This window comes from Hydrogenophaga sp. 2FB (genome assembly GCF_005503365.1).
GTDB lineage: Bacteria > Pseudomonadota > Gammaproteobacteria > Burkholderiales > Burkholderiaceae_C > Hydrogenophaga.
In genome coordinates, this window is record NZ_SCML01000033.1 from 1 (window position 1) to 21,828 (window position 21,828).

Below are 21,828 nucleotides of genomic sequence, written 5' to 3' on the forward strand. Positions count from 1 at the left end.
CCCCCAACCACCTGGAGTACTTCCCCATGCGTATCGAGTTCATCGGCAAAACCAAGGCCACCATCACCGCGATCGACATCCAATCCCTGAAGATGGGCCAGACCGACGTCAAGCCGGCCGTGTGCATCCATTTCAGGATCACCCAGGCCAACAGCACCCTGTCGATGTTCGACAAGAACCTGCTGCGCTTCCTGTTCGAGAAGGGCAACGGCGCGTCCACCCAGCAGGCACTCGAAGGCATCCCGGTGGTGTCCGAGTTCGCGCAACTGACCGAGATCGCGCAGAAGCTCGGCGCCTTCAACTGGGACGGCGAGCAGACCGGCAGCACCCTGAAGATCTATCAGGGCGTCAGCGGCCATGAAGACATCAAGCTGAGCGACTGCACGGTGCGCAAGCCGAAGATCACGCCCATGGAAGGCGGCGGCGTTGACTACGATTTCCAGGTGTACACGTCCGACGTGGACCAGGAGACGATCGGCGCGCTCGGCGTGCTCAAGTCCCTGACGCGCGACATCGAACTGGAAGCCGCCCAGCCGGTGAGCAACAAGCAGCGCACGATCGACGACGGCAAGGACGAGAAGAAGCTGACGCCGGCTCAAGCGCTGGCCAAGTCGGTGAAGACCGGCGCGGCCACGGTGTAAGCATGTGGCTCTACACACCATCGAATTCTGTGCCGGCGTCGGAATGCTTGGTGAGGGACTGCGAGCCGGGCTCGAGTTCCTGGGCATCCCGCATCGCACTGTCTGCTACGTTGAGCGGGAAGCTCACGCAGCCGCAGTCCTGGTCGCGCGCATGGAAGAAGGCTCCCTGGATGCAGCGCCTGTCTGGTCCGACCTTCTCACCTTCGACGCTCGACGCTGGCGTGGATGCCTGGATCTCGTCGTTGCGGGATTCCCGTGCCAAGACCTCAGCGTCGCCGGCCGCCGGGTTGGCCTCGATGGCGCGCGCTCCGGCCTCTTCTTCGACATCCTGGACCACGCCGACGCTTGCGGTGCGACAGGACTCTTTCTGGAGAACGTCGGCGGCATCTCTTCTGCCACCGCCTCCGTTGTGGACGAAGCCGAAGGCGATCTCGAAGAGCGCGCGGCCGCCCGAGTCCTGGGAGAACTGGCCGACCGCGGGTGGCATGCGGAATGGCTCACTCTTTCAGCGTCCGACGTGGGCGCCAGCCATGGACGCCTGCGATGGTTCTGCCTGGCATGGAGACCTCCTGTGGCAGACGCCGAGGGCCTCCGAGGAAGAGAGTGGCAGCGGCATGAACGGCAGAGGGGAGCCGAAGCTGAAGGGCCAAGCACTGATGTGGCTGACGCCGGCGGGGATGGCGGGGCTGGACCACACGGGGAAAGCGGGAGCGGGTGGCGAGTTCGCGCAACAGGCAACACGATGGCCAACGCCGATGGTGGGTATGGGCGACAACTCGCACGGCCAAATCAGCGGGGACTTCCGCCGCAACATGGACTCGATCCTGTCGGAGAACTGGCCGACACCCAACGCGGCGGTGTTCGAGCCGAAAGCGACTCCACCGGTGATGGAGCACCGCAAGGCGACCGACCCACAGATTGGGCTGGCCGACGTGGCGGTGCACTGCTTCCAGATGAACAGCCCGGGGTTGGCCAGGCCAACCCCGGCGAGCCGCGATCACAAGGGCCAGGATCTGCCATCGAGGAACGGCGGCGCGAGCTTGAGCCACGCGACGGAAACGGGCGTTTTCTCCCACTCTTCGCACCAGGCCCAGCAGATCCCAGGTGGCCCGGAGTCCTCGCCAGTCACCCCCACCTTGCCCCGGCGCTTGAACCCGCTTTTCGTGGAGTGGTTGATGGGCTGGCCTTTGCAATGGACGAATGCCGTGCCCCACGCCTCAAGTGCGGCGGCAACGGAGTCGTGGCGCTCTGCGCTGCAACAGCATTTGTCGTGCTTGCTCGACGAGCAGGCCTCACCGGTTGAAAGGCTCGCAGCATGAAGACCGCCCACCGTCGCGCCTCGCACGCCAAGCGCGAGCTGCCCAAGTTCTGGCAACCGACCATCACCGCCGACCAGGTGGCCACGTGCCAGCTGGCGCATTGGGATCTGATCGACCGCTTCACCGGTGGCCGGGCCACGCAGGGCGACCTGCTGGACTGGATCGAGACGGGCCTGACCTACAGCGAGCTGATGCGCCTGCTGGAGGCCGACGGCACGCCCTTCACCGAAGAGGCCAAAGCCGCGATCGCCGAGCAGCTGGAGTGCTACGAGGCGGTGCTGCAGCGGTTCCACACCAGCGGCCGGGTGGGCTTCAACGGTGCCCAGCTCCTGACCGCGCGCGCCGCTGCCGAGGTGATGGACCAACTCATTGAAATGGATCGCTTCGGCTTCGCGGTACGCGCGGCGGAGTGGTCGAACGCGCAGATGGCGCGCCTCCAACTCTCGAAAGGAACGACGTGACTGTCAACGCATTCCCCCTCTCATGGCCCGCGCAGTTCCCGCGTGCGAAGTTCCGCGAAGGCGGCAAGTTCAAGACCGCGCTGCCGGCCGCCATCAAGAATGTGCAGACCAGCCTGGCCGGCTTCGCGCGCGACTCTGGCAAGAAGCTCGAAGGCCTCGTGATCTCCAGCAACGTCTCGCTGGGCGACAACGCACCGGCGGATCCAGGTGTGTCGGTGTGGTTCACCTGGGACGGCCTGCAGGTGTGTATCCCAGTAGACCGGTACCACTCGGTGGCGTCGAATCTGCAGGCGATCCACCACATCCTCGAAGCGCGCCGCGTGGAACTGCGCCACGGCACTCTGGCCCTGGTGCGCGCGACCTTCACCGGCTTCAAGGCGCTGCCCGCGCCGGCCGGCAAATCGTGGTGGGAGGTGCTGAAGGTGCCACGCGATGCGAAGCGCGAGGACGTGAAGGCGGCATACCGGCGCATGGCCAGCGCTGCACACCCAGACAAGGGCGGCACCGAGCAAGCCATGGCCGAGCTCAACGTCGCCCAGGAACAGGCCCTCAAGGAATGCACCTCATGAGCGACCATGTTCCAGATCACGAATTGCCGGACGAACTGCCGGAGATCTTCAAAGGCCGAAAGGTGATGGCGGTCCACTACAACTACGGCCGCGACGGAGGCGGCGGCATCTACCGGTGGCACGGCGCGGACGGACGCGCTTGGCCCATTCAGGAGCAGTACGACACCCGAAGGCCAAAGCCGGCCAAGGGTAAGCAGCCCGCCTTCGAACCGTCGAAGACCGGCGCCGTGATCATCGACATCAGCCAGCCGGATGGCTTCTACGGCGAGGTGGTGCCCGGCTACCGCGAGCTTCGCGACGTCTGGAAAAAATGGCGCGCCGAGAAGAAGGCCGTCCAGCTTCAAGAGGAAAACGGCAATGGCTAAGCCCAAGCACATCGACACGCGCGCCCCGAAGGGCGAGTACATCATCGCCTTCGACACCGACGCGGTGAAGGCCACGGGGATCATCACCGGGGTCAAGGTGACGTTGGAGCCAGCGACCCTCGGCCCGGACGAGTCGGCCCGTGTCGACCTCACGGAGCACCCGCTGTACCCGCACCTGCGGCAGTACGTGCTTTCCAACCTGAGGAACACGCGATGAAAGAGCGCCCAATATTGTTTCAGGGCGCGATGGTGCGCGCCATCCTGGACGGGTCGAAGACCCAGACGCGGCGCATCGTGAAGCCGCAGCCTGACAGCCGGCCCGGTATGAACTGCACGCGGCTGATCTTCAAGGACCGCAAGGGCGCGCCGCTGCTCGATGAAGCGCTTGAGGCCCCTGAGCCACGTGTCTATCGTTCGCTCTGTCCCTACGGCGTGCCAGGCGATCAACTTTGGGTGAGGGAATCCCATTGGTGGTTCAAGGATGAGCCCGACCATGAGACCGGCTACTACCCGCCAAAGCTGACCGCCGAGGACGTGGTGTACCGCGCTGACGGCGACGATGGCCGCAAGGTGTGGAGGCCGTCAATCCACATGCCGCGCTGGGCCTGCCGCCTGGTGCTGGAGATCACCGGCGTGCGCGTCGAGCGCCTGCAGGACATCAGCGAGGCCGATGCGCAGGCCGAGGGAACCCCGTGCTACGTGTGCGGCGAGCCCATGACCGGGCTCAGCGAGGACGATTGCCACTGCTTCCACCGCAAGGCCATGCCCAGCGACTACCGCGCGCTGTGGCAATCCATCAACGGCGCCAGCTCATGGGATGCGAACCCATGGGTGTGGGTGGTTTCGTTTCGGAGGGTCGATGGCCAACCTTGAAGCCCGCGCGCGCTGGCACCTGGCGATCGGCTACCCGCCGCCCGGCGAGGAAGAGCCAGCGCTGGACGATGACGACTACGAAGGCGAGTACCTGGGCAGCATCACATGCTGGAGTTGCGGCGGCGAGGGCACCCGCGTCGACTGCATGGATGACCTGTGCCACGGACAAGGCTTCTGCATGCACGGCGACAACCGCATGTGCGGGGTTTGCTACGGGGAGGGCATGCTTTGACCACCAACACACAACCACAAGAGAGATCAACATGAACTTCACACAACCGAAAACCGTGAACCTTGGCGCTCGCTCTGTCGTCGCATGCTCAGATCGCGACGGCCAGGCCAAGTACCAGCTCTGGCTTGGGCTCGATGGCCAGCCCGATGGGTTCGGGACTTTCAAGCTCGTCGAGGGCCAAGAGCCCGAGCGACTTGCTGATGACCATCCGGCGGCCTTGTGGCTGCAGGGCGGCGTGAAACCTCAGGAGAGCCAGCCATGAACATTTCCACGTCCCCGCCCCTGCTCTACCGGATCAACGTCGCCGAGGCAAAGCTGGGCGTCTCACGATCGACCATCTACCGGTTGATCGAGGCAGGCACGCTGAACCGCGTGAAAATCGGGAAACGGGCCTGTGGCGTTACAGCCGCAAGCGTCCATGCCATGATCTCGGACAAGCCGGCCAGCGATTCGATTTCGGGTAGCCAGCCGGGTAGCCAGCCCGCCAAAACCACCCGACTGACCGTCGTAAGTAGTTGATTAAAAACAGATTTCCATACACATGAAACTTGCCACCTGGAACATCAACTCCCTCTCCGTGCGCCTGCCCCAGGTGCTCGACTGGCTCGCCGCCAACCCCGTCGATGCGCTGGGTTTGCAGGAGCTCAAGCTGGTCGACGAGAAATTCCCGTACGACGCCTTGAAGGAAGCCGGGTATCACGCGGCCGTCTTCGGCCAGAAAACCTACAACGGCGTCGCCATCCTGAGCCGCACACCCGTGACCGACGTGGTGCGCAACATCCCGACGCACGCCGACGACCAGTCGCGCGTGATCGCGGGCACGCTAGACACGCCCGAAGGTCCGCTGCGCTTGGTGAACTGCTATTTCGTGAACGGGCAGGCACCGGGCACGGACAAGTTCGCCTACAAGATGCGCTGGCTGGAAGCGCTGCATCGCTGGCTCGGCGAGGAGCTGAAAGTGCATTCGCGCCTGGTGCTGTTGGGCGACTTCAACGTCGCGCCGGAGGACCGGGATTCGTTCGACCCCGTCGGCTTGAAGGACACCATCCATCACACCGTGGAAGAGCGCGCGCACTTTCAGGAACTGATCAAGCTGGGCCTCACCGATGCCTACCGCATGTTCGAGCAGCCCGAGAAAAGCTACTCGTGGTGGGACTACCGCATGCTCGGTTTTCAGAAGAATCGCGGGCTGCGCATCGACCACATTCTCGTGAGCGAAGCGCTGCGCGGCACGGTGACAGCGTGCCAGATCGACCGCCTGCCGCGCAAGAACCCACAGCCCAGCGACCACGCGCCGGTGGTGGTCACGCTGGGGTAACCGATCCAGCGCTGGGCGGCCCCAAGCCGGATCAGCCCCCCGAGGGCAGCGACCCGCATCAGCGGCGGAGCGTGGGGGCCATTCCCTACTCCAGGTTCAGTTCCTGAATCTTGCGGGTGATGGTGTTGCGCCCGATGCCGAGCTTGTGCGCGGCCTCGATGCGGCGACCGCGCGTGTTGGCCAGCGCGGTCTGGATCAGGCGGGTTTCGAAGCGGCGGGTCAACACATCCCACACATCGGTCCGGCCTTCTTCGAGCAACCCCAGGGCCTCGGCCTGCAAGCCGGTTTCCCATGCTGGCGCCGTGGCCCCCTCCAATTCGGGAAACGCCGCGACCGCTTCGACATGGGGCGCAGGTTCCGGCATGGTGGCCACCGTGGGCGGCATGCTGAAGGCGGTCGGCGATGGCGCTGCGATCGGAGCCGCCTCGGGTGCGGGCGTTCGCGCCGTCGAAAGAACTTCAGGCGGCAGGTCCTTGAGCTCGATCACCTGGGCCGGCGCCATCACGGTAAGCCAGTGGCACACGTTCTCGAGCTGCCGCACGTTGCCGGGAAAGTCGAAACTGCCCAGCAACTTCAAGGCCGCATCGGAAATGCGCTTGGGCTCCACACCCAACTGCTTGGCGCTTTGCTGCAGGAAAAAGCGCGTGAGCATGGGCACGTCTTCGCGCCGCTCGCGCAGCGCCGGCAGGCGCAGGCGGATCACGTTGAGGCGGTGGAACAAGTCCTCGCGGAACACGCCTTCCTTGACGCGCTGCTCCAGGTTCTGGTGCGTGGCCGCGATCACGCGCACGTTGGCGCGCACCGCGCTGTGCCCGCCCACGCGGTAGAAGTGGCCATCGGACAGCACGCGCAACAAGCGCGTCTGCAAGTCAAACGGCATATCGCCAATTTCGTCGAGGAACAACGTGCCGCCATCGGCCTGCTCGAAGCGGCCGCGGCGCATGGTCTGCGCGCCGGTGAAGGCTCCACGCTCGTGACCGAACAGCTCACTCTCCAGCAAGTCCTTCGGAATGGCTGCGGTGTTGATCGCCACGAACGGCCCGGCCGAACGCGGTGAGTGCTTGTGCAGCGCGCGCGCCACCAGTTCTTTGCCCGATCCTGATTCGCCGGTGATCAGCACCGTGACCTGGCTTTGGCTCAGGCGGCCGATGGCGCGGAACACGTCCTGCATGGCCGGCGCCTGGCCGAGCATTTCGGGCGCAGCGCTCATGCGCTCTTCCGCCACTTCCTCGCGCAGACTCTCGTCCACCGCACGGCGGATCAGCTCGACGGCCTTGGGCAAATCGAACGGCTTGGGCAGGTATTCGAAGGCGCCCCCCTGAAAGGCCGACACGGCGCTGTCCAGGTCGGAGAACGCGGTCATGATGATGACCGGCAAGCCGGGCAGTTTTTCCTTGACCTTCTCCAGCAGGTCCAGCCCGGAGCCACCGGGCATGCGGATGTCGCTCACCAGGATTTGCGGGCCCTCCTGGTCGGGCGTGTCGATCAAGGCTTTGAGGACATCCTGCGGATTGGTGAAACTGCGCGTGGGCAGGTTCTCGCGCAGCAGCGCCTTTTCGAGCACAAAGCGGATCGACTGATCGTCGTCCACTATCCAGATCGGCTTCATTGAGTTGTCTTCCCTTCGTGTGGCGCGGCGTTCGTGTCAGTGACTGGCTAGGGCAACGGAATCAAGATCTTGAAGTCCGTCTGGTTCGGCACGCTCTCACACTCGATCAAGCCATGGTGCTGCTGAACAAAAGTCTGTGCCAGCGTCAGCCCCAGGCCGGACCCACCATCGCGCCCCGACACCAGCGGGAAAAAGATGCGGTCCTTGATCGAGTCTGGAACGCCAGGCCCGTTGTCGATCACATGCAATTCCAGTGCCAGCCGATAGCGCTGCTTGCCAAACGTTACCTGTCGGCCAATGCGCGTGCGAAACACGATGCGCGCATCGCCCGCGGCAATGCGTTGACCCAGCGCCTGCGCCGCGTTGTGCGCGATGTTGAGCACCGCCTGAATGAGCTGCTCGCGATCGCCGCGAAACTCGGGGATGGACGTGTCGTAGTCGCGCACGACCTTCAAGCCCTTGGGGAATTCGGCCAGGATCAGCGAGCGCACACGCTCACAAACTTCATGGATGTTCACGTCACCCACCACATGCGGGCGGCGGTGCGGCGCGAGCAGTCGGTCCACCAAGGATTGAAGCCGGTCGGCCTCATGGATGATGACCTGCGTGTATTCGATCAGCTCACGCGACTCCAGGTCCATCTGCAGCAGTTGCGCCGCGCCGCGGATGCCGCCGAGCGGGTTCTTGATCTCGTGCGCCAGGTTGCGGATGAGCTCCTTGTTCGCCTGAGCCTGGTCGATCAGGCGCTCCTCGCGCTCCTGCCGCGCCTGCTGCTCCAGCGGCAACAACTCCACGATCACTTCACCCGGGTTGTCCGTCTGCGCGACCACCACGTGCACGGGCAATGTGTCGTGGTTCAGCCGCTTGAGCCAGGCGTCATAGCGCAAGGCGGCGAACTGGTTGCCGCTCGCGCCTTGCAAAGCGCTCTCCAACTGCGCGGGTTCGGTGAAGCAGGTCTGCAACATGGAGCCCGCGATGCTGCGGCGGGACATGCCCAGTGCATCCTCCAAAGCCGCATTGGCAAAGAGCACACGGCCTTGTGGATCGACGACGGCCACCAGGGTCGCCAGCAGGTCGAGCGCCTGGAACTGCGATGGCGCGAAAGATTTGCGCGTTTCGACGGGGCCGTTGGGCTGAGCAGCGGCGTGCTCGGCAGCGGAATGGGGTGAGGGAGCGTTGGGCTTTTTCAAGCCACTTATTTTGCGGTAGAACCGACCGCGTTGGCGGAACCCGGCAAGCGGCTCAGTTCGCGCTGAAGGCCTGCGACATCGCTTTCGGCGCGCGCCACGGCCGCCTTGAGTTCGGCCACGCGATCCAGGTAACGCTGGTAGTTGCGCGATTCAATGCCCTGTTTCTCGGGCTCGCCATTGGCGTACTCCTTGCGCGCCTGGGCGAGGCGCTCTTCGGCCTTGCGCATCTCGGCTTCAAGAATGGCCCGAGCGTCGCTGTCGCGCGCGCGCTGCGCAGCCGGGTCAACACGGTCGTTGCCACCGCTGCTGCGGGCGGAGGCCACAGGGGTGCTGCTGCGCGCGGCCGTGGGCTTGGTGCCCTCGATGATGGTGATGTTGCCGCCGTCCATCACCGTGCAGCCCTTGGCCTTGGCCACCGCGGGGTCGTTGGTGTACTCGTTGCCGCAGCGGTAGATACGCGCCTGGGCATGCACCTGCAAAACGCACAAGGCCAGGGCAGCAACCGCCAGTGACCGGATCGTGAGGAAAGGCATCGGGTTCAAGGTGAGATCCATCCAGGGGGCATTTCGATAGGGGTGCCAACGCTCGAAAAAGCGAATTTCAGTATGACCGAAAAGCCCCGGAAAAGTGCCATGTCGGCACCCGAACGGTGGCGATTGACCGCCCGATCAACAAAAAAGGGCCGCTTGCGCGGCCCCTTTGGGCAAGTCTGCAAAGGCAGCCCGGCCATGCCGGGCACACCATCACAGGCTGTAGTACATGTCGAATTCAACCGGGTGCGGCGCCATGCGGAAACGCGTGACTTCACCCATCTTGAGTTCGATGTAGGCGTCGAGCATGGAATCGGTGAACACACCGCCCTTGGTCAGGAAGCTTCGGTCCTTGTCGAGGTACTCCAGCGCCTGGTCAAGGCTGTGGCACACGGTCGGCACCAACTTGTCTTCTTCCGGCGGCAGGTGGTACAGATCCTTGGTGGCGGCTTCGCCAGGATGGATCTTGTTTTCCACGCCGTCCAGGCCGGCCATCATCAGCGCCGAGAAACACAGGTACGGGTTGGCCGAAGGATCGGGGAAACGCGCTTCGATGCGGCGGCCCTTGGGATTGGCCACATACGGAATGCGGATCGAGGCCGAGCGGTTGCGGGCCGAGTAGGCCAGCTTCACCGGGGCTTCGAAGCCAGGCACCAGGCGCTTGTACGAGTTCGTGCCGGGGTTGGTGATGGCGTTGAGCGCACGGGCGTGCTTGATGATGCCGCCCACGTAGTACAGCGCGAAATCGCTCAGGCCGGCATAGCCGTCGCCTGCGAAGAGGTTCTTGCCGTCTTTCCAGATCGACTGGTGCACGTGCATGCCGCTGCCGTTGTCGCCGGCGTACGGCTTGGGCATGAAGGTCGCGGTCTTGCCGTAGGCGTTGGCGACGTTCCACACCACGTACTTGAGCACCTGCGTCCAGTCGGCGCGCTCGACCAGCGTGCTGAAACGCGTGCCGATTTCGTTCTGGCCAGCACCCGCCACTTCGTGGTGGAACACTTCAACAGGAATGCCCAGCGATTCGAGGATCAGGGACATTTCGGCGCGCATGTCTTGCGTGCTGTCGACCGGGGGCACGGGGAAGTAGCCGCCCTTGACGGTGGGACGGTGGCCGCGGTTGCCGCCTTCGAGCTTGGCGCCGCTGTTCCAGGGTGCTTCGTACTCTTCAATCTCGCACATCACGCGACCGGGTTCGTTGCTCCAGCGCACGCCGTCGAAGATGAAGAATTCGGGTTCCGGTCCGAAGAAGGCGGTGTCGCCCAGGCCAGAGGCCTTCAGGTAGGCTTCGGCGCGCTTGGCGATGGAGCGCGGGTCACGGTCGTAGGCCTTGCCGTCGCCGGGTTCGATCACGTCGCACTGCAGGAACAGCGTGGTTTCTTCGAAGAAAGGATCGATGTTGGCGGTGTTCGGGTCGGGCATGAGCTGCATGTCCGAGGCTTCGATGCCCTTCCAGCCAGCCACCGAAGAACCGTCGAACGCATGGCCCGAGCTGAACTTGTCTTCGTCGAAGTGAGACACAGGCACGGTGACGTGCTGCTCCTTGCCCCGGGTGTCTGTGAAACGGAAGTCAACGAATTTCACTTCGTTGTCTTTCACCATTTGCATCACGTCTGCGACGGTCTTGGCCATCAAAAATACTCCTGTAGCTGGGTGAGTGAAAACTGAAATCGACTCGGGTGATAAGCAGAATTTGTGCCACAGGATGGTTCACGCGCCTGCAAACGGATCACCGACGAAACGGTCGGCGGCGATTATGGCGCAGGCAGCGCGCCATAAAGGTTCGGCGCAGGACTTCTTGCCCCGCGATGGCCCTTGGCAGCACGAAGTTGCCCTGTCTCAACGCCCCAATTCAGTGCGCGCCCTGGATGCACCAAATTGATGCATATTAAGGCCGCACCATTTCGGGGCCCAATCGGGCACCATATGCCGCCAGCCCCTCGAGCAACTGGGGATACGCCGCGCTCACCGCCTCGGCAGCGCCCTTGACGCCCAGTTCGATGTGGCGGCCAAACTCGGGATGGTCCACGCTGGGCAAGCTGAACACCTTGACCGGGTGATCGCGCTCGATCCGCTCCATCAGCGGCGTCAGCAGCGCTTCCATCGCGCCGAACACGATCACCGAGCGCTCCTGCCAAGTGCCTTGGCGATGGAAAGCCGCGTATTGCGTGTCCAGCACACCTTCGATCATGGGCCAGGCCATGACGGGAAACCCGGGCACGAAATGCACCTGCCCGCCACCCGCGCCATCGCACGTGAAGCCCGGTATGCGGTTGTAGGGGTTGGGGATGATGCGGGCGCCCATCGGAAACACCCCCATGTTGAAGCGGTGCACGTTGTCGGCACGCTCGGCATCGAACACCTCGCCGCGCTCGGCTGCCGTCTCGCGCATGCGGGCTTCAATCAGCAGCTTTGCTTCAGGGTGCAATGCCAGGTCCACACCCAAAGCCGCCGCAGCGCATTGGCGGGTGTGGTCGTCTGGCGTGGCGCCAATGCCACCGCAGCAAAACACGGCATCGCCTCCGGCAAAGGCTTCGCGCAGCGCAGCCGTGATGCGCTCGCGATCGTCGCCCACCAGCCGCATCCAGGACAGGGAGAGCCCCCGTTGCGCCAACATCTCGATCACTTTGGGCAAATGCTTGTCGCTGCGCTTGCCGGAAAGAATTTCATCGCCGACGATGATCAGGCCGAAGTCTGGCGTCATGGTTGCACGGGTGGCTGGTTGAGAGAGGGTCCGGCGGCGGACGGTTCAAGCGCCTCGACCACAGGTGCTGCGACCTGCGCGTCAGGGGGCGTATGCGCCCGCAGGCGCTGCAGCATCGCGAGCGTGAAGTGCGCGAACCAGAGGGACGCGAAGGCGAACACCAGGGTGTAGATCCAGATCGCCACCGGGATCAACAAGGGAGCCAAGGCGATGAACATGGCACCCGATGCCCACAGCAGGCTGGGCGCCGCACCCAGATAGCCACAGAGCACACCCATGAGCAGCAAGCTGCCGCGGTGACGCCGCACGATGGACCTGCGCTCCTCGGCGCTGGCGTGCGAAGCAAGCGCGTCGAAGGCAAACACGCGGTAGGTCAACCAACCCCAGATCAGGGGCGGCAGGATCAGCACCAGGGGTGGCACCAGCCACAAAGGCATGGACACCACCAGCGCCACGATCGCCAGCAGCGTGGAACCCAGCGGCCACAACACGCTGGCCAACAGCGTGCCGCCCCGCTTGCGTTCCAGGCTAGGGAAGCGCCGCTGCGCCACCAGGTCGACCATGAAGGGCGTCATGAACATGGCGACCAGCAGCAGGCACAACAGCACGATGACCGGCGTCGCCATCACCAGCACCAGCAGCGGTGCAAACACGGTACGAAGCGAGCCCAGACCTATCCGCTCCAGCCACCCCAGAAACGCCTGCAGCAGGTCAAACGCGTCCAGCCAGGAAGCCACAGCGGTCACCGCGCCTTCCCAGAAAAAGTAGCCCAGGCCAAACGACAGCAGGACCATCAGGATGAGCGGCAAGAAAGACAACGCGATCACGCGCGGATGCACGCAATACGCGACGGCACGCCAGAAAGAATCGAACAACTGCGACATGCCGACGAGAATACAGCAGCTAGGATGGCTTCATGAAGCGCATCGACATCGCAGGCATCGGGCTGGAAGTGGCCCATGTTCCAGGCCCCACCGACAAAACACCACTGGTTTTTCTGCACGAAGGCTTGGGCAGCGTTGCCATGTGGCAGCAACGCGGCCAACACTGGCCCACCGAACTGTGCGCGGCCACGCAACGGGCCGGCTGGATCTTCTCGCGCAGAGGCTATGGGCAGTCCGATCCCGTGGCCGATGTGCGCGGTGAACCTCGCTGGAGCGGCGAATGGCACATCGGCCGCCACGAGCCCGACTACATGCACCACGAGGCCTGGCAGGTGCTGCCCCAACTCCTGGAAAAGCTCGGCACGGCCCAACCGGTGCTCATCGGGCATTCGGACGGCGCCACCATCGCACTCCTGCATGCCAGTCGCGAACCGGTCGCGGCTTGCGTGGCCATCGCGCCGCACGCCTTCGTCGAAGATGTATCGCTGCACGCGATCGCGCGAGCCAAGACCGAGTACGAAAACCCCTCCGGTACTTTGCGCCAACGCTTGGGACGCTACCATGCCGACGTCGACAACGCGTTCTGGCAATGGAACGATGTCTGGCTCAGCCCGGCTTTTCGGGCATTTGACATCCGCGCCCAATGCCAGACCATCACAGCCCCCCTGTTGCTGGTGCAAGGCCTTGAAGATGAGTACGGCACGCTCGCGCAACTGCGGGAAATCGCTCAGGCCGCTCCTCACGCACAACGCGTTGAACTGCCCCAATGCGGCCACAGCCCGCACCGGGACCAACCCGCCGCGCTGACCACCGCCATCGTGGACTTTCTTGCAGATGTCGCTTGAATAGTCGGCTCGAGGATGGTCGGTGCGTCAGGGCTTAGGCACAATTCATACATTCATTCACACGGCACCCCGCCCTGGAATATGCATTAATTCTTTAGGATTCATGGAGCGCGCAAGCACTGCGAAATCGCGCGGAAACCCCAAGAAGTTCACGGCGCGTGTTCGGTGGAATTCCTGACGGCACCATACACTTTGATACAACTCGACGACACCGGCTTCATCACATGAACAACTGGCTCAACCCATGGCTGCTTGCCGTGCTGGCACTGGCTCTGCTGGCGCTGGGGGCATTCCTGCACGGCGTTTGGGCCGACAAGCAGGCCCGGGAACGCCGTCGCATTCCCAAACATTGGCCTCTGAGCACCCGCGCATTGGCCAATAGCGAAGAAGCACGCGTCTGGCATTGGCTAGCCCGGGCCTTTTACGACCACCACGTCATGATCAAACTGCCGGTCACTCGCTTCACGCTCCCGCGCGACCGTGAGCAAGGCATGGACTGGTACAAGCTGCTCGGGGGCGTCTATTGCACCTTCACCGTCTGCCGTGCGGATGGTCGCGTGATCGGCTGCCTGGATGTGCCGGGCAGCGCTGGGTTGCCACGCAGCACCCGTATGCTCAAGCACTCGCTGCTCACCCAATGCGGACTGCCCTACTGGGTGGTGCGTTCCAACAGCCTGCCCGCCGTGGCAGAAATTCGCGCCGAATTCCTGGGCGAATCCGCTCTGAACCATTCGATGCGCGAACGCGAAATGGAAGAGCGCGCGATCGTCGCTGCCCAAGCCAATTTGCGCACCGCCCTTACCCGCCAACGCAACAACCGCCACAGCGACTTCGGCCCACTGTCGAACTGGCCCAACAGCACCACCGGCGATCCGCGCAGCGACTTCAATTCACAGTGGCAGGAGAACTCCTTCCTCATGCCGCTGGACAGCCGCAGGGGCGATCTGCTCTGAGTCGGACCTGATCCCAGGCGCAGGGATCGCTCACATCGGCGTTGCGCCAGCTTTCTGCGTCAACGCCTGCACTTCGCCAGGCGTCAGCCAACGCCATTGACCGGGCGGTAGCTCCGGCCCCAAAACCAGGCTCCCCATGGCAGACCGGTGCAGCGACTCCACCCGGTTGCCCACCGCGGCCACCATGCGCTTGACCTGGTGGTATTTGCCCTCGGTCAGCGTCATTCGCAAATGCAGGGCGCTCGGCGCTTCACAGGACTGGGCTCGTACCGGCTTTGGGTCATCATCCAGCACGACGCCCTCCAGCAAACGGTCGAGCTGCTTCTGATCGATCGGGTGTTTGACCCCCGCCTCGTACACCTTGGGCACATGGTGACGTGGCGAAGTCATGCGGTGAATGAACTTGCCATCGTCCGACAGCAACAGCAGACCCGTGGTGTCGTGGTCCAGCCGCCCAACCGCCTGCACGCCAGCGGCTGCACCGCCACCGCGCTGACGCAAGGGCCCAGGCAACAGGGTGTAGACACTGGGGTGCGCTCCCGGCTTGTGTGAGCACTCGAAACCCGCTGGCTTGTGCAACATGAGATACGCCCGCGCGTGGTATTCCCAGCGTTCGCCCTGCACCGAAAACACCAAACCTTCTTCTTCGAACGCCTCGGTCGCATCGATACACACCGAGCTATCGTGGCCCACCGTCACCAGTCCCTGCTGCACGAGACCGCTGCATATGCGCCGGGTGCCGAAGCCCTGAGAGAAAAGTATGTCTTGCAGTTGCATCATCGTGAGGTTGGCGCTGTGGCGAGCGCGGTAAAAAGCCCGCCCGGCTATTCACCGGGCGGGCTTTGGAGGATGGTGGAGCTGGGGGGATTTGAACCCCCGTCCGCAAGCCTTCTTCGAGCAGTTCTACATGTGTAGCCGTCTGATTTGAGTCTCGCCGCCCGAGTCGCGCAGTGGCACGCTAAATGGGAAGCCAGCATCCTTGAATCTCACCCTGCGCCAAGGTGCCCGACGCAGAGCCAGCCGATGTGAATTACCTCGCAGCCGGGAGATCTTGCGACCCCCTTGCCCAGCCCATCGGCCTGCTGTTGCGAGGCTCACCGGTGTTTAAGCGGCGAGTGCGAAACGTTCGTCGTTTGCAGTTGGTTTTTTTCTGCGGATTAACGAGGTGACAGAACCTCGACATGCCCTGCTGCGCGTCCGAACCCACGTCGAAACCGGTGCAGCCCCAAGTCGTGAAGTTTAAGGCACATCCAGCAATTTCAAGACTTGCATCGGCGAAGAGACCACAGCGTCCGCACCCCACGCAGATGCATCGGCCCCAGGACCCAGGTAACCGTAGCGTGCGGCAACGGTCCGCATGCCCGCAGCTTTGCCGGCGCGGATGTCGCGCTCATCGTCACCGACATAGAGGCACGCGCTGGGCGCCAACCCCAATCGGCGGGCGGCCTCCAGCAGAGGTTCGGGGTGCGGCTTGGAATGTGCCGTCGTATCACCGCTGATGACAACCGAAGCCGTTTCGAAGAGGTCCATAGACATCGTGATCGGCGTGGTAAACCGTTGCGCCTTGTTGGTCACCACACCCCACTGCATCCCAAGCCCAACCAGCAAGGCCAGCAGGTCCGTCACTTCATCAAACGGCCGGGTGCGCTGCGTGAGGCATGCGGCGTATTCGGCAAAGAACTCCTCCTTCAGCAGGTCGTACCCATCATGTTCGGGCGTGACATCAAATGCCGCACGCAACATGCCACGCGCACCCGACCCCGTGTGCGGCCTGTAGTGCTGCAGTGGAAGCGAAGACAAGCCTCGACGCACACGCATCGCGTCTACGGCGGCACCCAGATCTGGCGCGCTGTCGATCAACGTCCCGTCCAGATCAAACAGCACACCCCGAACGCCTTGGAAGGTCTGCATCATGGCTTCCGAGTGGCAAACAGGTAGTTCACGCTGGTGTCAGCGCTCAGCCAATAGCGCCTAGTGATGGGGTTGTATTCCATGCCACGGGTCCGCTCAAGATCCAGATTTGCGGCACGGCAATAACCGGCCAGTTCGCTGGGCCGGATGAACTTCGCATACTCGTGCGTGCCCTTGGGTAGCAGCTGGAGCAGATACTCTGCCCCCAGCACGGCAAACAGGAAAGACTTCGGGTTGCGGTTCAGGGTGGAAAAAAACACCCAGCCTCCTGGCTTCACCAGCGTAGAGCAAGCCCGCACCACCGAAGCAGGGTCCGGCACATGTTCCAGCATCTCCATGCAGGTGACGACATCGAACTCGCCAGGCTGTGCCAGGGCCAGGGCTTCCGCGCTGACTTCCTCGTAACGGACGTTCGGGGTGTTTGCCTCCAGCGCGTGCAGTTGCGCCACGCGCAAGGCTTTCGTGGACAAATCGATACCCGTCACCCGCGCACCCTTGCGCGCCATCGAATCGGAAAGAATGCCGCCGCCGCAGCCCACGTCGAGAACATCTTTGCCCGACAAACCGGCCAGCCCATCGATCCAGTCCAATCGCAACGGATTGATTTCGTGCAAAGGACGGAATTCGCTCTCTGGATCCCACCAACGGTGGGCGAGGTCTGAAAACTTGGCCAATTCGGCCGGATCTGCATTGAGGGTCGGGTTCATGGATTCATTATCGTCAGCACAATAAAAAACCGCGCCGAAGCGCGGTTTTTTATGGAACTGTGTCAATCAGTTCTTGCGGGTGCCAACCACTTCAACTTCCACACGGCGGTTCTTGGCGCGACCTTCTTTGGTCTTGTTGTCCGCCACAGGCTGGGTCAGGCCCTTGCCTTCGGTGTAGATGCGGTTGCTTTCGATGCCCTTGCTCACCAGATAGGCCTTGACGGCTTCTGCACGGCGGTTCGACAGCTTCTGGTTGTAGCCAGCAGCACCGGTGGAGTCGGTGTGACCCACAGCGATCACCACTTCAAGAGCGATACCCGACACCTTGCCGGCCAGATCGTCCAGCTTTGCCTTGCCTTCAGGCTTCAGCACAGCTTTGTCGAAGTCAAAGAATGCGTCGGCAGCGTAGGTCACTTTGGAAGCAACCGGCGCGGGAGCGGGAGCCGGTGCAGGAGCTGCTGCAGCAGGAGCCGGTGCAGGTGCAGCGGCAGGAGCCGGTGCCGGAGCGGCGACTGGAACGATAGCGCCATCGCAGCCTTGAGCGGCCGTGGCAGGCGTCCAGTTGGCATCACGCCAGCACAGTTCATTGGTGCCGTTTTTCCAGACCAGTTCGCTGGTGCCATTGCGCCAGTTGTCGATCGTTTGAGCGCCAGCGGCGGTTGCCATGGCGGCGGTTGCCAACAGCATTGCCACTTTGTTGAGTTTTTTCATGGTTTTCCTCTATATAAGCCGCAGAGAGACTGCGTGACAAGAACGACGCTTCAAGTGACCACCACTAAAAACGCTGGAATTTATTGTGCCACAAGGAGGGAATGGCCAAGCGCTGGACCAAGGCCGCCTCACCGACCAAACCAGCGCCTCGCATCATTCGTTGTTCATGCACAACAAATGCACCGAAGAAGTCCAAAGGGCCCTGGCCCTAAAATCTCAGGTTGCCTTTCAGGTCCATCCACGCATATAGCCGCCGCTCATGACACAGTTTGCCAAAGAGACCCTGCCCATCAGTCTTGAAGAGGAAATGCGGCGCAGCTACCTCGACTACGCGATGAGCGTGATTGTTGGCCGCGCACTGCCCGATGCGCGTGACGGGCTCAAGCCCGTGCATCGGCGTGTGCTGTTTGCCATGCACGAGCTCAACAACGACTGGAATCGCCCCTACAAGAAGTCCGCCCGTATTGTGGGCGACGTGATTGGTAAGTATCACCCCCATGGCGACAGTGCCGTGTACGACACCATCGTTCGCATGGCGCAGGACTTCTCGCTGCGCCACATGCTGGTCGATGGCCAGGGCAACTTTGGCTCGGTCGACGGCGACAACGCGGCAGCCATGCGCTACACCGAAATCCGCCTGTCGAAGATCGCACACGAGATGTTGGGCGATATCGACAAGGAAACGGTCAACTTCGGCCCCAACTACGACGGCTCGGAGAAAGAACCCCTGGTGCTGCCTTCGAGGCTGCCCAACCTGCTGGTCAACGGTTCGGCCGGTATCGCGGTCGGTATGGCCACGAACATTCCGCCGCACAACCTCAACGAGGTGGTTGACGCGTGTCTGCACCTGCTCAAGAGTCCGGAAGCGTCGATTGACGAGCTGATGGAGATCATCCCGGCGCCCGACTTCCCCACCGCCGGCATCATCTACGGCATCAACGGCGTGAAGGATGGCTATCGCACCGGACGCGGTCGCGTGGTGATGCGCGCCAAGTGCCATTTCGAGGACATCGACCGCGGTCAGCGCCAGTCGATCATCGTCGACGAGTTGCCCTACCAGGTGAACAAGAAGACGCTGCAGGAGCGCATTGCCGAGCTGGTGCACGAAAAGAAGATCGAAGGCATCAGCCACATTCAGGACGAGTCGGACAAATCGGGCATGCGCCTGGTGATTGAACTCAAACGCGGCGAAGTGCCTGAAGTGGTGCTCAACAACCTGTACAAGCAGACGCAGCTGCAGGACACCTTTGGCATCAACATGGTGGCCCTGGTGGACGGTCAGCCCCGGCTGTGCAACCTGAAGGATCTGATCCAGGTGTTCCTGGAACACCGCCGTGAGGTGGTGACACGCCGTACGGTCTTCAACCTGCGCAAGGCGCGCGAGCGCGGTCACGTGCTGGAAGGCCTGGCAGTGGCGCTGGCCAACATCGACGACTTCATCCGCATCATCCGCGAATCGCCCACGCCGCCAGTGGCGAAGGCCGAACTCATGGCCCGCCCTTGGGACAGCCAGCTGGTGCGCGAAATGCTCACCCGTACACGCGCGGACGGTGGCGTGATCAATGCCGACGACTACCGCCCTGACGGCCTGGAAAAGGCGTTTGGCATGGGCGGCGATGGGCTGTATCGCCTCTCCGAAACCCAGGCACAGGAAATTCTGCAGATGCGTCTGCAGCGCCTCACCGGCCTGGAGCAGGACAAGATCGTCGCCGAGTACCGGGAAGTCATGGGTGAGATTGACGACCTGCTGGACATCCTGTCGAGGCCCGAGCGCGTGTCGACCATCATCGGCGACGAACTGACCGTCGTGAAACAGGAATTCGGTCAGACCAAACTGGGCGCGCGCCGCAGCGAGATCGAGCACAACGCGCAAGACCTGGCCACCGAAGACCTGATCACACCGACCGACATGGTGGTGACGCTCAGCCACAGTGGTTACATCAAGAGCCAACCATTGTCGGAATACCGTGCGCAGAAGCGCGGCGGCCGCGGCAAGCAGGCTACCGCCACCAAGGAAGACGACTGGATCGACCAGCTCTTCATCGCCAACACGCACGACTACATCCTGTGCTTCTCCAACCGCGGCCGGCTCTATTGGCTCAAGGTGTGGGAAGTGCCGGCCGGCTCGCGCGGCTCGCGCGGTCGTCCGATCGTCAACATGTTCCCCCTGCAAGAGGGCGAAAAGATCAACGTGGTCCTGCCTCTGACGGGCGAGATGCGTTCGTTCCCGGCCGACCGCTACGTGTTCATGTCCACCAGCATGGGCACGGTGAAGAAGACCGCGCTGAACGAATTCAGCAACCCGCGCAAGGCCGGCATCATTGCGGTGGACCTGGACGAAGGCGACTTCCTGATCGGCGCGGCGCTCACCGATGGTGCGCACGACGTGATGCTGTTCAGCGATGGCGGCAAAGCGGTGCGCTTCGATGAAAACGACGTGCGCCCCATGGGCCGCAATGCGCGCGGCGTGCGCGGCATGATGATCGAAGATGGCCAAAGCGTGATTGCCATGCTCGTGGCCGAAGACGAAGAACAGAGCGTGCTGACCGCGACCATCAACGGCTATGGCAAACGCACGTCGATCTCCGAATACACCCGCCACGGTCGTGGCACCAAGGGGATGATCGCGATCCAGCAGAGCGAACGCAACGGCAAGGTGGTTGCGGCCACGCTGGTGCACAACGACGACGAGATCATGCTCATCACCGACAAGGGTGTGCTGGTGCGCACCCGCGTGTCGGAGATTCGCGAAATGGGCCGGGCCACGCAAGGTGTCACCCTGATTTCCCTGGACGAAGGCGCTGAGCTTTCGGGCTTGCAGCGCATCGTGGAGAACGATGCGAACGTTCCTGAACTGGACGACGCGGGCGAGACCGACGAGCCGGGTACCGAAGCATGATGGAGCGCCCCTATAACTTCTCCGCAGGGCCGGCCGCCATGCCAGCCGAGGTGCTGCAGCAGGCTGCGGCCGAGATGCTGGACTGGAACGGCAGTGGCATGAGCGTGATGGAAATGAGCCATCGCGGTCAGGAATTCGGCAGCATCCTGGAAGCGGCTGAGCGGGATCTGCGGGAACTGCTGGTCGTGCCGGATCACTTCCGCATCCTGTTCATGCAAGGCGGCGGTCTGGCGGAAAACGCCATCGTGCCGCTGAACCTCTCGCGCGGTGAAACGGTGGACTTCGTGGTCACCGGCAGCTGGAGCCAGAAGTCACTCAAGGAGGCGAACCGCTACTGCCAGGCGCGCGCCGCGGCAAGCAATGCCGCCGACGGCCACACCACGCTTCCCGATCCTGCGACCTGGCAGCTTTCCAGCGATGCGCGGTACGTCCACCTGTGCAGCAACGAGACCATCAACGGGATCGAAGCGCACGAGTTGCCCGATCTCAAGGCGCTGGGGTCGGACGCTCCGCTGGTGATCGATTTTTCGTCCCACGTGGCCTCGCGCGCAGTGGACTGGTCGCGCGTGGGCCTGGCATTCGGCGGCGCTCAGAAAAATCTGGGGCCAGCCGGCGTCACGCTCGTCGTGGTGCGCGAAGACTTGTTGGGCCATGCCCTGAAGGCCTGCCCCAGCGCGTTCGACTACAAAACGGTGGCCGAGAACAGCTCGATGTACAACACGCCGCCAACGTTTTCGATCTACATGGCGGGCCTCACCTTCCAGTGGCTCAAGCGACAGGCCGAAGGCGGCCTTACGGGTGTGGCCGCCATGGAGGCGCGCAACATCGCCAAAGCGACGCTGCTGTATGGCTACATCGATCAATCCGCGCTCTACTTCAACAAGGTTGCCGCCAACTGCCGTTCGCGCATGAACGTGCCTTTTTTCCTGCGCGACGAATCGCGCAACCAGGCGTTCCTGACGGGCGCCAAGGCGGCAGGGCTCCTGCAACTCAAGGGCCACAAATCGGTCGGTGGCATGCGTGCAAGCATCTACAACGCCATGCCTCTGGAAGGCGTACAGGCGCTGGTGACCTACATGCGCGACTTCGAAAAAACCCAGGCTTGACCCC

At 63.1% G+C, this 21,828-nt stretch carries 25 protein-coding genes, 1 other RNA gene and 1 pseudogene; 16 read left to right on the top strand and 11 right to left on the bottom strand.

All coding sequences use genetic code 11. From position 1 onward, the window contains the following. The 12 genes and pseudogenes from FFS09_RS18790 to xth all read left to right on the top strand — a co-directional run. On the top strand, window positions 1–641 hold a 641-nt coding region (locus FFS09_RS18790), incomplete at its 5' end, for a hypothetical protein (RefSeq protein WP_212745121.1). Between the two features lie 43 nt (window positions 642–684). Continuing rightward, window positions 685–1,149 (top strand): annotated as a pseudogene (locus FFS09_RS31195) (DNA cytosine methyltransferase); the annotation flags it as partial. A gap of 22 nt (window positions 1,150–1,171) precedes the next feature. Further along, complete coding sequence (locus tag FFS09_RS31200; RefSeq protein ID WP_252374430.1) at window positions 1,172–1,960, top strand: hypothetical protein; 789 nt, start codon at window positions 1,172–1,174, stop codon at window positions 1,958–1,960. Beyond that, on the top strand, window positions 1,957–2,421 hold the full coding sequence (locus FFS09_RS18800; protein WP_137920432.1) for a hypothetical protein: 465 nt from the start codon (window positions 1,957–1,959) through the stop codon (window positions 2,419–2,421). The genes FFS09_RS31200 and FFS09_RS18800 overlap by 4 nt, the downstream gene beginning before the upstream one ends. Beyond that, window positions 2,418–2,990 (top strand): J domain-containing protein, encoded by a 573-nt coding sequence (locus FFS09_RS18805; RefSeq protein ID WP_137920433.1) that lies wholly within the window; start codon window positions 2,418–2,420, stop codon window positions 2,988–2,990. Before FFS09_RS18800 ends, FFS09_RS18805 begins: the two co-directional genes overlap by 4 nt. Continuing rightward, on the top strand, window positions 2,987–3,355 hold the full coding sequence (locus FFS09_RS18810; RefSeq protein ID WP_137920434.1) for a hypothetical protein: 369 nt from the start codon (window positions 2,987–2,989) through the stop codon (window positions 3,353–3,355). The genes FFS09_RS18805 and FFS09_RS18810 overlap by 4 nt, the downstream gene beginning before the upstream one ends. Next, window positions 3,348–3,572: a hypothetical protein gene (locus FFS09_RS18815; RefSeq protein ID WP_137920435.1), complete on the top strand. Its 225-nt coding sequence runs from the start codon at window positions 3,348–3,350 to the stop codon at window positions 3,570–3,572. The genes FFS09_RS18810 and FFS09_RS18815 overlap by 8 nt, the downstream gene beginning before the upstream one ends. After that, complete coding sequence (locus tag FFS09_RS18820) at window positions 3,569–4,228, top strand: ASCH domain-containing protein (RefSeq protein ID WP_137920436.1); 660 nt, start codon at window positions 3,569–3,571, stop codon at window positions 4,226–4,228. The genes FFS09_RS18815 and FFS09_RS18820 overlap by 4 nt, the downstream gene beginning before the upstream one ends. Next, window positions 4,215–4,460 carry a hypothetical protein gene (locus FFS09_RS18825; protein WP_137920437.1) on the top strand — a complete coding sequence of 82 codons (246 nt, stop codon included), beginning with the start codon at window positions 4,215–4,217 and terminating at the stop codon, window positions 4,458–4,460. Before FFS09_RS18820 ends, FFS09_RS18825 begins: the two co-directional genes overlap by 14 nt. A gap of 31 nt (window positions 4,461–4,491) precedes the next feature. Beyond that, window positions 4,492–4,722 carry a hypothetical protein gene (locus tag FFS09_RS18830; protein ID WP_137920438.1) on the top strand — a complete coding sequence of 77 codons (231 nt, stop codon included), beginning with the start codon at window positions 4,492–4,494 and terminating at the stop codon, window positions 4,720–4,722. Continuing rightward, a complete protein-coding gene (locus tag FFS09_RS18835; RefSeq protein WP_137920439.1) occupies window positions 4,719–4,979 on the top strand; it encodes a helix-turn-helix transcriptional regulator in 261 nt (86 codons plus the stop codon). The genes FFS09_RS18830 and FFS09_RS18835 overlap by 4 nt, the downstream gene beginning before the upstream one ends. A gap of 22 nt (window positions 4,980–5,001) precedes the next feature. Next, the gene (gene xth / locus FFS09_RS18840) at window positions 5,002–5,778 is read left to right on the top strand and encodes an exodeoxyribonuclease III (RefSeq protein WP_137920440.1); all 777 of its coding nucleotides are present in this window, start codon (window positions 5,002–5,004) and stop codon (window positions 5,776–5,778) included. A gap of 85 nt (window positions 5,779–5,863) precedes the next feature. Here the strand turns inward: xth and ntrC are convergent, their stop codons facing one another. The 6 genes from ntrC to FFS09_RS18870 all read right to left on the bottom strand — a co-directional run bounded on the left by ntrC (window position 5,864) and on the right by FFS09_RS18870 (window position 12,692). Further along, window positions 5,864–7,387, bottom strand: coding sequence for a nitrogen regulation protein NR(I) (gene ntrC, locus FFS09_RS18845; RefSeq protein WP_137920441.1), 1,524 nt, complete (start codon window positions 7,385–7,387; stop codon window positions 5,864–5,866). Window positions 7,388–7,434: 47 nt separating this feature from the next. Further along, window positions 7,435–8,460: a nitrogen regulation protein NR(II) gene (glnL, locus tag FFS09_RS18850; protein WP_252374427.1), complete on the bottom strand. Its 1,026-nt coding sequence runs from the start codon at window positions 8,458–8,460 to the stop codon at window positions 7,435–7,437. 122 nt (window positions 8,461–8,582) lie between these two features. Next, complete coding sequence (locus FFS09_RS18855; protein ID WP_252374428.1) at window positions 8,583–9,110, bottom strand: efflux RND transporter periplasmic adaptor subunit; 528 nt, start codon at window positions 9,108–9,110, stop codon at window positions 8,583–8,585. Between the two features lie 210 nt (window positions 9,111–9,320). Next, window positions 9,321–10,736: a type I glutamate--ammonia ligase gene (gene glnA / locus FFS09_RS18860; protein ID WP_137920443.1), complete on the bottom strand. Its 1,416-nt coding sequence runs from the start codon at window positions 10,734–10,736 to the stop codon at window positions 9,321–9,323. 256 nt (window positions 10,737–10,992) lie between these two features. Further along, window positions 10,993–11,808: a competence/damage-inducible protein A gene (locus tag FFS09_RS18865; RefSeq protein ID WP_137920444.1), complete on the bottom strand. Its 816-nt coding sequence runs from the start codon at window positions 11,806–11,808 to the stop codon at window positions 10,993–10,995. Beyond that, entirely contained in the window at window positions 11,805–12,692 is an 888-nt protein-coding gene (locus FFS09_RS18870) for an EI24 domain-containing protein (protein WP_137920445.1), read from the bottom strand. The genes FFS09_RS18865 and FFS09_RS18870 overlap by 4 nt, the downstream gene beginning before the upstream one ends. A gap of 32 nt (window positions 12,693–12,724) precedes the next feature. Here FFS09_RS18870 and FFS09_RS18875 point away from each other — a divergent pair, with 32 nt between their 5' ends. Both FFS09_RS18875 and FFS09_RS18880 read left to right on the top strand, forming a co-directional pair. After that, the gene (locus tag FFS09_RS18875) at window positions 12,725–13,537 is read left to right on the top strand and encodes an alpha/beta fold hydrolase (protein ID WP_137920446.1); all 813 of its coding nucleotides are present in this window, start codon (window positions 12,725–12,727) and stop codon (window positions 13,535–13,537) included. A 224-nt stretch (window positions 13,538–13,761) separates the two neighbouring features. Further along, window positions 13,762–14,490: a hypothetical protein gene (locus FFS09_RS18880; RefSeq protein WP_137920447.1), complete on the top strand. Its 729-nt coding sequence runs from the start codon at window positions 13,762–13,764 to the stop codon at window positions 14,488–14,490. Between the two features lie 30 nt (window positions 14,491–14,520). Here the strand turns inward: FFS09_RS18880 and FFS09_RS18885 are convergent, their stop codons facing one another. The 5 genes from FFS09_RS18885 to ompA all read right to left on the bottom strand — a co-directional run bounded on the left by FFS09_RS18885 (window position 14,521) and on the right by ompA (window position 17,819). Next, window positions 14,521–15,267: a pseudouridine synthase gene (locus FFS09_RS18885; RefSeq protein WP_137920497.1), complete on the bottom strand. Its 747-nt coding sequence runs from the start codon at window positions 15,265–15,267 to the stop codon at window positions 14,521–14,523. Between the two features lie 73 nt (window positions 15,268–15,340). After that, window positions 15,341–15,717, bottom strand: a transfer-messenger RNA (tmRNA) gene (ssrA, locus tag FFS09_RS18890). A gap of 12 nt (window positions 15,718–15,729) precedes the next feature. Further along, the gene (locus FFS09_RS18895; RefSeq protein WP_137920448.1) at window positions 15,730–16,404 is read right to left on the bottom strand and encodes an HAD-IA family hydrolase; all 675 of its coding nucleotides are present in this window, start codon (window positions 16,402–16,404) and stop codon (window positions 15,730–15,732) included. Next, entirely contained in the window at window positions 16,401–17,108 is a 708-nt protein-coding gene (gene ubiG, locus FFS09_RS18900; RefSeq protein ID WP_137920449.1) for a bifunctional 2-polyprenyl-6-hydroxyphenol methylase/3-demethylubiquinol 3-O-methyltransferase UbiG, read from the bottom strand. Before ubiG ends, FFS09_RS18895 begins: the two co-directional genes overlap by 4 nt. Window positions 17,109–17,174: 66 nt before the next feature. Then, window positions 17,175–17,819 carry an outer membrane protein OmpA gene (ompA, locus tag FFS09_RS18905; protein ID WP_137920450.1) on the bottom strand — a complete coding sequence of 215 codons (645 nt, stop codon included), beginning with the start codon at window positions 17,817–17,819 and terminating at the stop codon, window positions 17,175–17,177. Window positions 17,820–18,078: 259 nt separating this feature from the next. On the opposite strand from ompA, the gene gyrA reads away from it, so the two are divergent. Both gyrA and serC read left to right on the top strand, forming a co-directional pair. Next, window positions 18,079–20,718: a DNA gyrase subunit A gene (gene gyrA / locus FFS09_RS18910; protein ID WP_137920451.1), complete on the top strand. Its 2,640-nt coding sequence runs from the start codon at window positions 18,079–18,081 to the stop codon at window positions 20,716–20,718. Next, window positions 20,718–21,824, top strand: a complete 1,107-nt coding sequence (serC, locus tag FFS09_RS18915; protein ID WP_137920498.1) for a 3-phosphoserine/phosphohydroxythreonine transaminase — start codon at window positions 20,718–20,720, stop codon at window positions 21,822–21,824. Before gyrA ends, serC begins: the two co-directional genes overlap by 1 nt. Window positions 21,825–21,828: the final 4 nt, after the last annotated feature.

Bases quoted from the DNA above. Each gene is read 5' to 3' on its own strand.
- FFS09_RS31200 (WP_252374430.1), top strand. From the start codon at position 1,172: ATGGACGCCTGCGATGGTTCTGCCTGGCATGGAGACCTCCTGTGGCAG.
- FFS09_RS18800 (WP_137920432.1), top strand. From the start codon at position 1,957: ATGAAGACCGCCCACCGTCGCGCCTCGCACGCCAAGCGCGAGCTGCCC.
- FFS09_RS18810 (WP_137920434.1), top strand. From the start codon at position 2,987: ATGAGCGACCATGTTCCAGATCACGAATTGCCGGACGAACTGCCGGAG.
- FFS09_RS18815 (WP_137920435.1), top strand. From the start codon at position 3,348: ATGGCTAAGCCCAAGCACATCGACACGCGCGCCCCGAAGGGCGAGTAC.
- FFS09_RS18820 (WP_137920436.1), top strand. From the start codon at position 3,569: ATGAAAGAGCGCCCAATATTGTTTCAGGGCGCGATGGTGCGCGCCATC.
- FFS09_RS18825 (WP_137920437.1), top strand. From the start codon at position 4,215: ATGGCCAACCTTGAAGCCCGCGCGCGCTGGCACCTGGCGATCGGCTAC.
- FFS09_RS18830 (WP_137920438.1), top strand. From the start codon at position 4,492: ATGAACTTCACACAACCGAAAACCGTGAACCTTGGCGCTCGCTCTGTC.
- FFS09_RS18835 (WP_137920439.1), top strand. From the start codon at position 4,719: ATGAACATTTCCACGTCCCCGCCCCTGCTCTACCGGATCAACGTCGCC.
- xth (WP_137920440.1), top strand. From the start codon at position 5,002: ATGAAACTTGCCACCTGGAACATCAACTCCCTCTCCGTGCGCCTGCCC.
- ntrC (WP_137920441.1), bottom strand. From the start codon at position 7,387: ATGAAGCCGATCTGGATAGTGGACGACGATCAGTCGATCCGCTTTGTG.
- FFS09_RS18855 (WP_252374428.1), bottom strand. From the start codon at position 9,110: ATGCCTTTCCTCACGATCCGGTCACTGGCGGTTGCTGCCCTGGCCTTG.
- glnA (WP_137920443.1), bottom strand. From the start codon at position 10,736: ATGGCCAAGACCGTCGCAGACGTGATGCAAATGGTGAAAGACAACGAA.
- FFS09_RS18865 (WP_137920444.1), bottom strand. From the start codon at position 11,808: ATGACGCCAGACTTCGGCCTGATCATCGTCGGCGATGAAATTCTTTCC.
- FFS09_RS18870 (WP_137920445.1), bottom strand. From the start codon at position 12,692: ATGTCGCAGTTGTTCGATTCTTTCTGGCGTGCCGTCGCGTATTGCGTG.
- FFS09_RS18875 (WP_137920446.1), top strand. From the start codon at position 12,725: ATGAAGCGCATCGACATCGCAGGCATCGGGCTGGAAGTGGCCCATGTT.
- FFS09_RS18880 (WP_137920447.1), top strand. From the start codon at position 13,762: ATGAACAACTGGCTCAACCCATGGCTGCTTGCCGTGCTGGCACTGGCT.
- FFS09_RS18885 (WP_137920497.1), bottom strand. From the start codon at position 15,267: ATGCAACTGCAAGACATACTTTTCTCTCAGGGCTTCGGCACCCGGCGC.
- FFS09_RS18895 (WP_137920448.1), bottom strand. From the start codon at position 16,404: ATGATGCAGACCTTCCAAGGCGTTCGGGGTGTGCTGTTTGATCTGGAC.
- ubiG (WP_137920449.1), bottom strand. From the start codon at position 17,108: ATGAACCCGACCCTCAATGCAGATCCGGCCGAATTGGCCAAGTTTTCA.
- ompA (WP_137920450.1), bottom strand. From the start codon at position 17,819: ATGAAAAAACTCAACAAAGTGGCAATGCTGTTGGCAACCGCCGCCATG.
- gyrA (WP_137920451.1), top strand. From the start codon at position 18,079: ATGACACAGTTTGCCAAAGAGACCCTGCCCATCAGTCTTGAAGAGGAA.
- serC (WP_137920498.1), top strand. From the start codon at position 20,718: ATGGAGCGCCCCTATAACTTCTCCGCAGGGCCGGCCGCCATGCCAGCC.